Source organism: Pseudomonas sihuiensis (genome assembly GCF_900106015.1).
GTDB classification, from domain to species: domain Bacteria; phylum Pseudomonadota; class Gammaproteobacteria; order Pseudomonadales; family Pseudomonadaceae; genus Aquipseudomonas; species Aquipseudomonas sihuiensis.
On sequence record NZ_LT629797.1, the window covers coordinates 4,170,336 to 4,183,063 of the forward strand.

Sequence of the window (12,728 nt, forward strand, 5' to 3'; positions counted from 1 at the left end):
ACGCCGCGCCTGAATAACCGTTCCATCACGAGGGCAACGCAATGTCCGAAATCGTCGTCAACCTCCCCTTCAGCCGGGAGGAATATGCCCAGCGCCTGGCCAAGACGCGCAGCGCCATGCAGGCCAGGGGCATCGAGCTACTGATCGTCACCGATCCGTCGAACATGGCCTGGCTCACCGGCTATGACGGCTGGTCGTTCTACGTGCATCAGTGCGTGCTGCTGGCGCTGGACGGCGAGCCAGTCTGGTATGGCCGTGGCCAGGATGCCAACGGCGCCAAGCGCACGGTGTTCATGCAGCAGAGCAACATCGTCGGTTACCCCGACCACTACGTGCAGTCCACCGAGCGCCACCCGATGGACTACCTGTCCAAGGAGGTCATCGCCGCACGTGGCTGGGACAAGCTCAGCATCGGCGTCGAGCTGGACAACTACTACTTCAGCGCCGCTGCCTACGCCTCGCTGCAGCGCAACCTGCCCAGCGCGCGCTTCGTCGACTCCACTGCGCTGGTCAACTGGCAGCGGGCGATCAAGTCGCCTACCGAAATCGGCTACATGCGCGTCGCGGCGAAGATCGTCGAGAAGATGCACGCGGCGATCTTCGACAAGATCGAACCGGGCCTGCGCAAGAACGAGCTGGTCGCCGAGATCTACCGCACCGGCATCCTCGGTGCCGACGGCCACGGCGGCGACTACCCGGCCATCGTGCCGCTGTTGCCCACCGGCGCCGATGCCAGCGCACCGCACCTGACCTGGGACGACTCGCCGATGATCAGCGGTGCCGGCACCTTCTTCGAGATCGCCGGCTGCTACAAGCGCTACCACTGCCCGCTGTCGCGCACTATTTACCTGGGCAAGCCGCCTCAGCATTTCCTCGATGGCGAGAAAGCCGTGGTCGAAGGCATCGCCGCCGGCCTGGAGGCTGCAAAACCGGGCAATACCACCGGCGATATCGCCCGTGCTTTCTTCAAGGTGCTGGAGAAGTTCGGCATCCACAAGGACAGCCGCTGCGGCTACCCCATCGGTATCAGTTATCCGCCGGACTGGGGCGAGCGCACCATGAGCCTGCGTCCGAGCGACGAGAGCGTGCTGCAGCCAGGGATGACCTTCCACTTCATGCCCGGCCTGTGGCTGGACGACTGGGGCCTGGAGATCACCGAATCGATCCTGATCACCGACAGCGGCGTGGAAACCCTCTGCGACGTACCGCGCAAGCTGTTCGTGAAGGATTGATGCCGCTTGATTGTAGGAGCCGGCTTGCCGGCGATCCGCATCAACAACGCATCGCTGGCAAGCCAGCTCCTACGAAAAGCGGCGCTATCGAGACATCCACTTATGCCGGGCTTTGCACCATGACCCAACTGCGCGACAACCCCATCAGCCCCACGGTCGATTTCGACCGTGACGGCGTACAACACGGCTTCCTCAAGCTGCCCTATTCCCGCGACGACTCGGCCTGGGGCGCGGTGATGATCCCGGTTACCGTGGTGAAGCACGGCAGCGGCCCCACCGCGCTGCTTACCGGCGGCAACCACGGTGACGAGTACGAAGGCCCGCTGGCACTGAGCAAGCTGGCCCAGCGCCTGCGCGCCGAGGACGTCACTGGCCGAGTGATCATCGTGCCGTTCATGAACACCCCGGCGGTGCAGGCTGGCACCCGCACCTCGCCCATCGACAAGGGCAACCTCAACCGCAGCTTCCCCGGCAAGCCGGACGGCACGGTGACGCAGAAGATCGCCGATTACTTCCAGCGCACGCTGCTGCCGCTGGCCGACGTGGTGCTGGACATCCACTCCGGCGGCAAGACCCTGGACTTCCTGCCGTTCGCCGCCTGCCACATGTTGCCGGATGCGGCCCAGGACGCTGCCTGCGCCGCCGGCATGCGCGCCTTCGCCGCGCCCTACTGCATGCGCATGCTGGAACTGGACGCAGTGGGCATGTACGACACCGCCGCCGAGGAGCTGGGCAAGGTGTTCGTCACCACCGAACTGGGTGGCGGCGGTAGCAGCACGGCGAAAAGCCTGGCCATCGCCGAGCGCGGGGTGCGCAACCTGCTGATCCACTTCGGCTTGCTGCAGGGTGAAATCGAAGCCGGTGAATCGGTGATGCTGGATATGCTCGACGGCGACTGCTTCGTCGCCAGCGAGGATGACGGCCTGCTGGAGATGTGCCGTGACCTCGGCGAGCACGTCGAGAAAGGCGAGGTAATCGCCCGCGTGCACAGCGCCCGTCGCACCGGCGAGCCGGCCCGGGAATACCGCGCCAAACGCAGCGGCCTGCTCGCTGCGCGGCATTTTCCGGGGTTGGTGAAAGGTGGTGATACCCTCGCGGTCATCGCCGAGGTGGTGAGTTGAGAAACCCAACCTGCAGCCGCTGTGAGAGCGCCTGGCCATGCTCATGAACGCCGGTAAGGCAAAAACTTCGCGAGCAAGCTCGCTCCTACAGGCCTCGCATCGTTCCCAAGATAGGCGTACTGCCGATGCACAAGCTCGACCGCTATGACCTGAAGATCCTGCGCATCCTCGAAGGCGACGGGCGGATCACCAAGTCGGCCCTGGCCGAGGCGATCAACCTGTCGGTGACGCCTGCCTGGGAGCGGGTGCGCAAGCTGGAAAGCGCCGGGCTGATTAAGGGCTACCGCGCGCAGATCGATTGGGCAGCGCTGTTTCGCAGCCAACAGGTGCTGGTGGAAATCACCCTGGCCCGCCACACCGCGCAGGACATGCGCCGCTTCGAGCAGCGCCTGAGCGAGGCGCCGGAGGTGGGCTTCTGCTACGCCACCGGTGGCGGCGTCGATTACATCGCGATGATCCGCGCCCGCGACATCGACCACTACCAGCGCTTCATCGACCAACTGCTGCTGGAAGACCTCGGCATCGAGCGCTACTTCACTTACATCGTCACCAAGACCATCAAGGCGGACACGGCAGGTGCGCCCGCAGAACTGGACGACTAAGGTACGCCGCCATGAGATGTCGGGCATCTGGTGGGTTAGCCGCCTGCCGAGGTGACCGAGCGTTTCACCCCATTGGCTGCGGCGTAACCCACCATCGGAGCGCTACGTTTCATCGCCTGTGGTTACGCGCCGCGATAGTGGGCATCTTCGATTCACGTTCAGCGTCGCTAACCCACTCTACAGTCAGTGGCTCGACCGAGGGCAGCAGCTCTTCGTCTTCACCGCCGTCAGGCCATCGCCGTGGCTACTCACGCCGTCGGTATGGGTCGCTCCGTGGCCTTAACGGCCTGTAGGGGCGGCTCAGACGGAGGGGTGCAATTGGGCGCGATTGGTCGGGAATACGAAGGCTTCAGCGGCAAACCGTTCGTCGACTCGTCTCGCTTGAAAATGAACCAAAGACTTTTCCAGGCAGTCCGTCTCCGGGACGGGCAGGAGGTCCGTTTCCGATGCAATGCCTTGATTCGGAAGGGCTTCCGCGCAAAGGCCAATCACCAGGGTCACTGGGTTTGAATAAATTCTTCATGTCACTTTGCCTGGGAGGCGCTCTTTTACTGGGAATTTGTACCCAAGCCTCCGCCACCTTTCGCATTCACACCATTCCAGCCACTGCGCCAGCGGCCGCGCCCAAACCGGCCAGCGAAGTGATCGACCGCGCCCTCGGTGCACTGGGCACGCCTTACCGCTGGGGTGGTACCAGCCTGCGCCACGGCTTCGATTGCAGCGGCCTGGTGCAATATGCCTTCAAGACTCAGGACGACCTCGACCTGCCGCGTACCTCGCGCGCACTGTCACGCCTGGATGCACCGTCGGTGAAGCGCAGCGATCTGCAGCCCGGCGATCTGCTGTTCTTCCGCATTCGCAGCCGCTCGGTGGATCACGTGGCCATCTACATCGGTGAGGGCCGCTTCGTCCACGCGCCGCGGCGCGGCACCAAGGTGCGTATCGACCGCCTCAACAATTCGTACTGGCAGCGTCATTTCCAACTGGCCAAGCGGGTGGTGCCGGAGGCCTGAGTCAGCGACGGCGCGACCTTTCATCCGAGCGGCCTGGCCATCTGCGGCAAAACCTATCCCGTGGGTCAACAACGCGCTAGAATGCGCGCCGCTCGTGGCCATGTCGGCTGCGGCAGTGGGTTCCCTCACCCCACTTCATGAAAAAGGACATCGATATGACCCTGATTCCTGCGTCGGTCAGTCGGCCCGTGCTGGCCGGCCTGATCGCCTTCCATATCCTCATCATCATCGCCAGCAACTACCTGGTGCAGCTGCCGATCACCCTGTTCGGCTGGCATACCACCTGGGGTGCGTTCAGCTTCCCGTTCATCTTCCTGGCCACCGACCTGACCGTGCGTCTGATCGGCAAGCATGCCGCACGGGTGGTGATCGCCCGGGTGATGCTACCTGCGCTGGTCGCCTCCTACGTGGTGTCGGTGCTGTTCCACGAAGGTGCATTTGGCGGCCTGTTGGCGCTGGGCGAATTCAACCTGTTTGTCTTCCGTATCGCCGTGGCCAGTTTCCTGGCCTACGCCTTCGGCCAGTTGCTCGATATCCAGGTGTTCGACCGTTTGCGGCAGATGCGCCAGTGGTGGGTCGCGCCGACGGCCTCGACCATCCTCGGCAACCTGCTCGATACCTTCCTGTTCTTCTCGGTGGCCTTCTGGCGCAGCGACGATCCGTTCATGGCGGCCAACTGGGTGGAGATCGCCACGGTGGACTACGTGATCAAGCTGGCCATCAGCCTGATCCTCTTCGTGCCGCTGTACGGCATGCTGCTCAGTGCCATCGTGCGGGCGTTGCCGCAGCGTACCGCCACGGCCTGAGCTGAATCCGTAGCCCGGATGCAATCCGGGAATGTTCTGTGCCCTGCCCCGGATTTCATCCGGGCTACGCCACACGAGAATTCTCCTATTGCCCCGCCACCTTCAGAAAAAACTGAGGTGACGCCGGGGGCGCTTGGAAAAAACGCCAAGCCACCCTTCCCTAGCATGTCTCCCATGCCCATCGGCCCGGAGACATTGCCATGCCCTTCGACCATCCCCTGCTGTTCAAATCGCTGTGCTACGTCGACGGTCACTGGCTGCACAGTGACGACGGCGCCAGCATCGCCGTGCACAACCCGGCCGACCAGAGCGTGATCGGCCATGTGCCGATGCTTGGCCAGACGCAGATCATCGCCGCGGTGGACGCCGCCCAGCGCGCCTTCGCCGACTGGCGCGAGCAGAGCCTGGAAACCCGCGCGGCGTTGCTGCGGCGCTGGGCCGAGCTGATCCTGCAGCATCAGGAAGACCTGGCGCGCATCCTCAGCCAGGAACAGGGCAAGCCGTTGGCCGAAGCCCGTGGCGAGATCCGCTACGCCGCCAGCTTCATTCCCTGGTTCGCCGAAGAGGCGCGCCGGCTCTACGGCCAGACCATTCCCAGCCATATCCCCGGTGCCCAGCTCGGTACGCTGAAGGAGCCGGTCGGCGTTTGCGCGCTGCTCACACCCTGGAATTTCCCCAGTGCGATGATCACCCGCAAGGCCGCCGCTGCCCTGGCCGCCGGCTGCACCGTGGTGGTCAAACCGGCGCACGAGACGCCCTATTCCGCCTTTGCCCTGGCCCAATTGGCCGAGGAAGCCGGGCTGCCCGCCGGCGTGTTCAACGTGGTGCTGGGCGAACCGCAGATGGCTATGGAAACCCTGGTCAAGGACACGCGGGTGCGTTCGGTGAGCTTCACCGGCTCGACCCGCGTCGGCAAGCTGGTGCTGCAGGCCGCTGCCGAAGATGTGAAGAAGGTGGCGCTGGAGCTGGGCGGCAACGCGCCGTTGATCGTCTGCGCTGACGCCGACCTGGATCACGCCGTGCAGGTGGCGCTGGACGCCAAGTTCCAGACCTCCGGCCAGGACTGCTGCGCTGCCAACCGTATCCTGGTCGAGCGCCCTGTTTATGAAGAATTTCTACAGCGCTTCGCCAAGGCCGTGCGCGACCTGCACGTCGGCCCGGGCCATGACGCGCGCAATCAGATCGGCCCGCTGATGCACCAGGCCGCGCTGGACGTGACGGCCGCCCGGGTCGCCGATGCCATCGAACAGGGCGCGCGCCTGCTGGCCGGTGGCGAGCCGCATGCGCTGGGCGGCTGGTTCTGGCAGCCGACGCTGTTGGCCGACGTTACCGACAGCATGCGCATCTACCGCGAGGAGAACTTCGCCCCCATCGCCGGCGTGCGCGCCTTCGACAACCTGGACGAGGCTGTGACCATGGCCAACGACACCGAATACGGTCTGGCCGCCTACATTTGTTCCAACCGCGTGGACGTCGTCCACCCGCTGATCCGCCGCCTCGACCACGCCATGGTCGCGGTCAACGGCACCAAGTTCACCGGCCACCCGATCCCATTCGGTGGCATGAAAGCCTCAGGCCTCGGCCGTGAGGGCGGCACGGAAGGCTTCGAGCCCTTCGTCGAGACCAAATACTTCTGCATTCATCATCAGGGCCAGCGCTACTGAGCCAAACCGGAGGATTTTTCATGAGCCATTACGACGAGTTGTTCGCCCAGGACCGTGCCCACTTCATGCACCCGTCCACCCACGCCCACGATCACGCCAGCGGCGCGCTCAAGGGCCGTATCATCACCGGCGCCTCGGGTATCCGTATTCGTGACCATGAAGGCCGCGAGCTGCTCGACGCCTTCGCCGGGCTGTACTGCGTGAACATCGGTTACGGTCGCACCGAGGTGGCCGAGGCGATCTACAAGCAGGCCAAGGAGCTGGCCTACTACCACACCTACGTGGGCCACTCGACCGAGGCGATCATCGAGCTGTCGGCGCGCATCATCGACTGGGCGCCCAAGGGCATGAAGAAGGTCTATTACGGTCTGTCCGGCTCCGACGCCAACGAGACCCAGATCAAGCTGGTGCGTTACTACAACAACGTGCTCGGCCGCCCAGCGAAGAAGAAGATCATCTCCCGCCAGCGCGGCTACCACGGCTCGGGCATCATGACCGGCAGCCTCACCGGCCTGGCCAGCTTCCACCAGCACTTCGACCTGCCCCACGCGGACATCAAGCACGCCGCCTGCCCGCACTTCTACAAGGCGCCGGCCGGCATGGACGAGGCAGCCTTCGTCCGCCACTGCGCCGAGGATCTGGAGCGTCTGATCCTGGCCGAGGGGCCGGAGACCGTGGCCGCCTTTATCGGCGAGCCGGTGATGGGCACCGGCGGCATCATCGTCCCGCCCACCGGTTACTGGGAGGCGATCCAGGCGGTGCTGGCCAAGTACGACATCCTGCTGATCGCCGACGAAGTGGTCTGCGCCTTCGGTCGTCTGGGCACGCCGATGGGCAGCCAGATGTTCGGCATGCAGCCGGACCTGATCACCACCGCCAAGGGACTGACCAGCGCCTATGCGCCGCTTTCAGCGGTGATCGTCGGCGAGAAGGTGTGGAACGTGATCGATGAGGCCTCCAGCCGTGACGGAGCCATGGGCCATGGTTGGACCTACTCCGGTCACCCGATCTGCGCTGCCGCCGCACTGGCCAACCTGGATATTCTCGAAAAGGAAAATATCTCTGCCAACGCCGCCGACGTCGGCGCCTACCTCAACCAGCAACTGCGCCAGACCTTCGAAGGCCACCCGCTGGTGGGCGAGGTACGCGGCGTCGGCATGCTCGCCGCGTTGGAGTTCATGGCCGACAAGGAGGCGCGCACGCCATTCGACCCGGCGCTCAAGGTCGGCCAGCGGGTTTCCGCTGCCTGCCTGGAGCGCGGCATGATCGCCCGCGCCATGCCGCACGGCGACATCCTCGGCTTCGCCCCGCCGCTGGTGCTGACCAAGGCTGAGGCGGACGAGATAGTGGGGATTGCCAAGGCGGCGGTGGATGCGGTGGCCAGCGAGGTGCTTTGAGCTCGCTAGAGCAGTAGGTTGCCGTCCTGTGGGAGGGGCTTCAGCCGCGACGGCTTGAGCCCTGAGCCGGGATCGGCGACCTCCAGGGATGCCCAGAAGCTCGCCGCTGAAGTGCCTCCCACAGTCCGCGGCGGGCTTTTCGATCAGCGGGGTAGTACTGAGCTTGTGGGAGGGGCTTTAGCCGCGATTGCTCTCTGGCTTGTCCAGCTTGCGCAGAAACACGCTCATTTCCTTCTCGGCCTGCTTGTCACCCTTGGCCTGGGCGGCTTTGAGGCCCTGCTGCCAGGCCTGGCGTGCTGCCTCGGTGTTGCCTTCGGCTTGCAGTGCCTTGCCCAGCAGTTTCCAGGCAGCGGAATAGCCGGGGTCGAATTCGACGCAACGTTGCAGGTGCTCGGCAGCCTGGGCGGCGTTACCACCATCCAGGTGGGCCTTGCCCAGGCCGAAGCGCAGCAGGGCGTTGTCCATGCCCTTGGCCAGCATCTTTTCCAGCGCTTCGGCGCTCATGAGCCTTCTCCGTGTAGCCTGGATGCAATCCGGGTGAGGCCCGGCGCGATTCATCCCCGGATTGCATCCGGGCTACGGTTTTATTCAGAAGAACGTCAGACCGGCCTGGAACAGGCGCTCGACGTCGCGGATGTACTTCTTGTCGACCAGGAACAGGATCACGTGGTCACCAGACTCGATCACCGTGTCGTCGTGGGCGATCAGCACCTGTTCGTCGCGGATGATGGCGCCGATGGTGGTGCTCGGTGGCAGGGCGATGTCTTCGATGGCACGGCCGATCACCTTGCTCGATTTGGCATCGCCATGGGCGATCACCTCCAGCGCCTCGGCTGCGCCGCGGCGCAGGCTATGCACGCTTTCGATATCGCCGCGGCGCACGTGGGTCAGCAGGGTGCCGATGGTGGCCAGCTGCGGGCTGATGGCGATGTCGATCTCGCCGCCCTGCACCAGGTCGACATAGGCCGGGTTGTTGATGATGGTCATCACCTTGCGCGCACCCAGGCGCTTGGCCAGCAGCGAGGACATGATGTTGGCCTCGTCGTCGTTGGTCAGGGCGAGGAAGATGTCGGCATCGTTGATGTTCTCTTCCACCAGCAGGTCGCGATCCGAGGCACTGCCCTGCAGCACGATGGTGCTGTCGAGGTTCTCCGACAGATAGCGGCAGCGCGCCGGGTTCATCTCGATGATCTTCACCTGGTAGCGACTTTCGATGGCCTCGGCCAGACGCTCGCCGATATTGCCGCCACCGGCGATCACCACGCGCTTGTAGCTGTCCTCGAGACGACGCATCTCGCTCATCACCGCACGAATGTGCGCCTTGGCAGCGATGAAGAACACTTCGTCATCGGCCTCGATCACGGTGTCGCCCTTGGGCATGATCGGCCGGTTGCGGCGGAAGATCGCCGCGACGCGGGTATCGACGTTGGGCATGTGCTGGCGCAACTGGCGCAGTTGCTGGCCCACCAGCGGGCCGCCGTAGTAGGCCTTGACCGCCACCAGTTGCGCCTTGCCTTCGGCGAAGTCGATCACCTGCAGGGCGCCGGGGTATTCGATCAGGCGCTTGATGTAGTTGGTCACCACCTGCTCGGGGCTGATCAGCACATCGACCGGAATCGCTTCGTTGTCGAACAGCGCCTCGCGGGTCAGGTAGGCCGCCTCGCGCACCCGGGCGATCTTGGTCGGCGTGTGGAACAGGGTGTAGGCCACCTGACAGGCCATCATGTTGACTTCGTCGCTATTGGTCACCGCCACCAGCATGTCGGCATCATCGGCGCCAGCCTGGCGCAGCACGGTGGGGAAGGAGCCCTTGCCCTGCACGGTGCGGATGTCCAGGCGGTCGCCGAGGTCGCGCAGGCGGTCGCCATCGGTGTCGACCACGGTGATGTCGTTGGCCTCGCTGGCGAGGTGTTCGGCCAGGGTGCCGCCCACCTGGCCGGCGCCGAGAATGATGATTTTCACTGATCGCTCCGTTAGCTGTGGCTGGTCACAGCGGTCTTTATCAGCTTGGCATAGTAGAAGCCGTCGTGGCCGTCCAGCTGTGGCAGCAACTGGCGACCGTGGGCTGGCTGCAGGCCGAACTCGCCAGTGATGGCGACTTCCTGCGCGTCGGGGGTGCGGGCGAGGAAGGCGGCGATGGTCTCGCTATTTTCCGTTGGCAGCACCGAGCAGGTGGCGTAGAGCAGGATGCCGCCGGGTGCCAGGGTCGGCCACAGCGCATCGAGCAGCTCGCCCTGTAGCTGGGCCAGGGCGGGAATGTCTTCAGGTTTGCGAGTCAGCTTTATGTCCGGATGACGGCGGATCACCCCGGTGGCCGAGCACGGCGCGTCGAGCAGGATGCGCTGGAATGGCCGGCCGTCCCACCAGGCGCCGGTATCGCGGCCGTCGGCGGCGATCAGCGTGGCTTCCAGATGCAGACGCTCGAGGTTCTCGCGTACGCGCGCCAGGCGCTTGGCTTCCAGATCCACGGCGACCACTTCGCTGAGTCCCGGCTCGACTTCCAGCAGGTGACAGGTCTTGCCGCCCGGCGCGGCGCAGGCGTCCAGCACACGTTGGCCAGGCGCCAGCTCGAGCAGGTCGGCGGCCAGTTGCGCGGCTTCGTCCTGGACGCTGACGCGGCCTTCCTTGAAGCCGGGCAAGGTGGTCACGTCGCAGGGCTGCAACAGACGCACGCCGTCGCGGCTATGGGTGCAGGGTTCGGCTTCGATGCCAGCCTCGCGCAGCTCGTTGAGGTAGGCGTCGCGGCTGCCGTGGCGGCGATTGACGCGCAGGATCAGCGGCGGATGGGCGTTGTTGGCGGCGCAGATGGCCTGCCAGTGCTGCGGCCAATGCGCCTTGAGCGCCTTCTGCAGCCAACGTGGGTGCGCGCTGTGCAGCACCGGATCGCGATCGAGTTCGGCGAAAATCGCTTCATGCTCGCGCTGAGCGCGGCGCAGCACGGCGTTGAGCAGGCCCTTGGCCCAGGGCTTCTTTAGCGCTCCAGCGCAACCGACCGTTTCGCCGATGGCGGCGTGCTCGGGGATGCGGCTGTGCAGCAGTTGGTAGAGGCCGATCAGCAGCAACGCTTCCACGTCCTTGTCGGCAGCCTTGAAGGGTTTTTCCAGCAGCTTCTCGGCCAGCAGTTGCAGACGTGGTTGCCAGCGTGCGGCGCCGAAGGCCAGATCCTGCGCCAGGGCGCGGTCGTGGTGCTCGACCTTGTCCAGCTGTGGTGGCAGGCTGCTGCCCAGCGAAGCCTTGCCGGACAGCACGGCGGTCAGGGCGCGGGCGGCGGCCAGGCGTGGGTTCATTGACCGAGTACCAGGCCGGGGGCGAACTGCTCGCGGCGGCTGTTATACAGATCACTGAAGGCCAGCGGCTTGCCGCCGGGCAACTGCAGACGGGTCAGGCGCAGCGCGCCTTCGCCGCAGGCCACGGTCAGACCGCTCTTGTCAGCGGCGAGAATGCTGCCCGGCGCGCCCTTGCCTTCTCCAATCTCAGCGGCATGCACTTTCAGCGCATCGCCGCTCAGCGTGGTGTGGCAGATCGGCCAGGGATGGAAAGCGCGCACCAGGCGCTCCAATTCCACGGCCGGGCGGCTGAAGTCCAGAAACGCTTCTTCTTTATTCAGCTTGTGCGCGTAGTTGGCCAGGGCATCGTCCTGCACTTCACCCTTCAGCGTGCCGGCAGCCAGGCCGTCGATGGCCTGCAGCACCGCCTGCGGACCAAGCTGGGCGAGGCGGTCATGCAGGCTGCCGCCGGTATCGTCAGCACTAATCGGCGTGCTCACCTTGAGCAGCATCGGTCCGGTGTCCAGGCCCGCTTCCATTTGCATCACGGTGACCCCACTCTCGGCATCGCCGGCCTGCACCGCGCGCTGGATCGGCGCTGCGCCACGCCAGCGTGGCAGCAAGGAGGCGTGACTGTTGATGCAGCCCAGGCGCGGGGTGTCGAGCACCACCTGCGGCAGGATCAGGCCGTAGGCGACCACCACCATCAGGTCCGGCTTGAGCGCCGCCAGCTCGGCCTGGGCCTCTTCATTGCGCAGGCTGGCCGGTTGGTAGACGGCAATACCGTGCTCCAGAGCAAGCTGCTTGACCGGGCTCGGCATCAGCTTCTGACCACGGCCGGCCGGGCGATCCGGCTGGGTGTAGACCGCAATGATCTGGTGCGGGCTGGCCAGCAGGGCCTTGAGATGTTCGGCGGCGAATTCCGGGGTGCCGGCAAAGACGATACGCAATGAGTCAGGCATGGAGGCTCGCTAAAAGAAAAGGCTTGCCGTAGCAAGCCTTCAAGATGGGGCGTCAGGCGCGCTGGCGATGCTGTTTTTCCAGCTTCTTCTTGATGCGGTCGCGCTTGAGGTTGGACAGGTAATCGACGAACAGCTTGCCGTTGAGGTGATCGCACTCGTGCTGGATGCACACGGCGAGCAAGCCTTCGGCGATCAGCTCGTAGGGCTGGCCATCGCGGTCCAGTGCCTTGATCTTGACCTTCTGTGGGCGGTCGACGTTCTCGTAGAAGCCGGGCACCGACAGGCAGCCTTCCTGGTACTGGTCCATCTCGTCGGTCAGCGACTCGAACTCGGGGTTGATGAACACCCGCGGTTCGGACTTGTCCTCGGACAGGTCCATGACCACCACGCGCTTGTGCACGTTGACCTGCGTCGCGGCCAGGCCGATACCCGGAGCGTCATACATGGTCTCGAACATGTCGTCGACCAGCTGACGGATCGAGTCGTCCACGACGTCCACCGGTTTGGCGATGGTACGCAGGCGTGGATCAGGAAATTCAAGGATATTCAGGATCGCCATATGCGTTTGTGATGCACTTGTGGAATAAAGTCAAAATCCGCTGCTAAGATGATGAACAGCATTGAAAAACGGCTTCACGCCGCGTATTCAGCGGGTTTGGCACGCG

General features: G+C 64.7%; 12 protein-coding genes. 7 read left to right on the plus strand and 5 right to left on the minus strand.

The window, feature by feature from the left end:
- Positions 1 to 41 precede the first annotated feature (41 nt).
- The 7 genes from doeA (at position 42) to BLT86_RS19665 (ending at position 7,835) form a co-directional block, all read left to right on the plus strand.
- Positions 42 to 1,232, plus strand: a complete 1,191-nt coding sequence (gene doeA / locus BLT86_RS19635) for an ectoine hydrolase DoeA (protein ID WP_092379074.1) — start codon at positions 42 to 44, stop codon at positions 1,230 to 1,232.
- A gap of 119 nt (positions 1,233 to 1,351) precedes the next feature.
- On the plus strand, positions 1,352 to 2,353 hold the full coding sequence (doeB, locus tag BLT86_RS19640; RefSeq protein ID WP_017676304.1) for a N(2)-acetyl-L-2,4-diaminobutanoate deacetylase DoeB: 1,002 nt from the start codon (positions 1,352 to 1,354) through the stop codon (positions 2,351 to 2,353).
- A 125-nt stretch (positions 2,354 to 2,478) separates the two neighbouring features.
- A complete protein-coding gene (locus BLT86_RS19645) occupies positions 2,479 to 2,955 on the plus strand; it encodes an Lrp/AsnC family transcriptional regulator (protein ID WP_017676305.1) in 477 nt (158 codons plus the stop codon).
- Positions 2,956 to 3,401: 446 nt separating this feature from the next.
- Positions 3,402 to 3,968, plus strand: a complete 567-nt coding sequence (locus BLT86_RS19650) for a C40 family peptidase (RefSeq protein WP_033377397.1) — start codon at positions 3,402 to 3,404, stop codon at positions 3,966 to 3,968.
- A 155-nt stretch (positions 3,969 to 4,123) separates the two neighbouring features.
- Positions 4,124 to 4,774, plus strand: a complete 651-nt coding sequence (locus BLT86_RS19655; protein WP_017676308.1) for a 7-cyano-7-deazaguanine/7-aminomethyl-7-deazaguanine transporter — start codon at positions 4,124 to 4,126, stop codon at positions 4,772 to 4,774.
- Between the two features lie 200 nt (positions 4,775 to 4,974).
- Entirely contained in the window at positions 4,975 to 6,438 is a 1,464-nt protein-coding gene (locus BLT86_RS19660; RefSeq protein WP_092379079.1) for an NAD-dependent succinate-semialdehyde dehydrogenase, read from the plus strand.
- A 20-nt stretch (positions 6,439 to 6,458) separates the two neighbouring features.
- Positions 6,459 to 7,835, plus strand: a complete 1,377-nt coding sequence (locus BLT86_RS19665) for an aspartate aminotransferase family protein (protein ID WP_092379082.1) — start codon at positions 6,459 to 6,461, stop codon at positions 7,833 to 7,835.
- A gap of 177 nt (positions 7,836 to 8,012) precedes the next feature.
- Here BLT86_RS19665 and BLT86_RS19670 read toward each other — a convergent pair whose 3' ends face one another.
- The 5 genes from BLT86_RS19670 to def all read right to left on the minus strand — a co-directional run bounded on the left by BLT86_RS19670 (position 8,013) and on the right by def (position 12,622).
- The gene (locus BLT86_RS19670) at positions 8,013 to 8,339 is read right to left on the minus strand and encodes a tetratricopeptide repeat protein (protein WP_092379087.1); all 327 of its coding nucleotides are present in this window, start codon (positions 8,337 to 8,339) and stop codon (positions 8,013 to 8,015) included.
- A gap of 84 nt (positions 8,340 to 8,423) precedes the next feature.
- Positions 8,424 to 9,797: a Trk system potassium transporter TrkA gene (gene trkA, locus BLT86_RS19675; protein WP_017676312.1), complete on the minus strand. Its 1,374-nt coding sequence runs from the start codon at positions 9,795 to 9,797 to the stop codon at positions 8,424 to 8,426.
- Positions 9,798 to 9,808: 11 nt separating this feature from the next.
- Complete coding sequence (rsmB, locus tag BLT86_RS19680) at positions 9,809 to 11,122, minus strand: 16S rRNA (cytosine(967)-C(5))-methyltransferase RsmB (protein ID WP_092379090.1); 1,314 nt, start codon at positions 11,120 to 11,122, stop codon at positions 9,809 to 9,811.
- Positions 11,119 to 12,063 carry a methionyl-tRNA formyltransferase gene (gene fmt / locus BLT86_RS19685; protein ID WP_092379093.1) on the minus strand — a complete coding sequence of 315 codons (945 nt, stop codon included), beginning with the start codon at positions 12,061 to 12,063 and terminating at the stop codon, positions 11,119 to 11,121. The genes rsmB and fmt overlap by 4 nt, the downstream gene beginning before the upstream one ends.
- A gap of 52 nt (positions 12,064 to 12,115) precedes the next feature.
- Positions 12,116 to 12,622, minus strand: a complete 507-nt coding sequence (gene def / locus BLT86_RS19690) for a peptide deformylase (RefSeq protein WP_013713230.1) — start codon at positions 12,620 to 12,622, stop codon at positions 12,116 to 12,118.
- Positions 12,623 to 12,728: the final 106 nt, after the last annotated feature.

Coding starts and splice junctions, on each gene's coding strand:
- fmt (WP_092379093.1), bottom strand. CDS start 12,063: ATGCCTGACTCATTGCGTATCGTCTTTGCCGGCACCCCGGAATTCGCC.
- doeB (WP_017676304.1), top strand. CDS start 1,352: ATGACCCAACTGCGCGACAACCCCATCAGCCCCACGGTCGATTTCGAC.
- BLT86_RS19650 (WP_033377397.1), top strand. CDS start 3,402: ATGCAATGCCTTGATTCGGAAGGGCTTCCGCGCAAAGGCCAATCACCA.
- BLT86_RS19670 (WP_092379087.1), bottom strand. CDS start 8,339: ATGAGCGCCGAAGCGCTGGAAAAGATGCTGGCCAAGGGCATGGACAAC.
- BLT86_RS19660 (WP_092379079.1), top strand. CDS start 4,975: ATGCCCTTCGACCATCCCCTGCTGTTCAAATCGCTGTGCTACGTCGAC.
- doeA (WP_092379074.1), top strand. CDS start 42: ATGTCCGAAATCGTCGTCAACCTCCCCTTCAGCCGGGAGGAATATGCC.
- def (WP_013713230.1), bottom strand. CDS start 12,622: ATGGCGATCCTGAATATCCTTGAATTTCCTGATCCACGCCTGCGTACC.
- rsmB (WP_092379090.1), bottom strand. CDS start 11,122: ATGAACCCACGCCTGGCCGCCGCCCGCGCCCTGACCGCCGTGCTGTCC.
- BLT86_RS19645 (WP_017676305.1), top strand. CDS start 2,479: ATGCACAAGCTCGACCGCTATGACCTGAAGATCCTGCGCATCCTCGAA.
- BLT86_RS19655 (WP_017676308.1), top strand. CDS start 4,124: ATGACCCTGATTCCTGCGTCGGTCAGTCGGCCCGTGCTGGCCGGCCTG.
- BLT86_RS19665 (WP_092379082.1), top strand. CDS start 6,459: ATGAGCCATTACGACGAGTTGTTCGCCCAGGACCGTGCCCACTTCATG.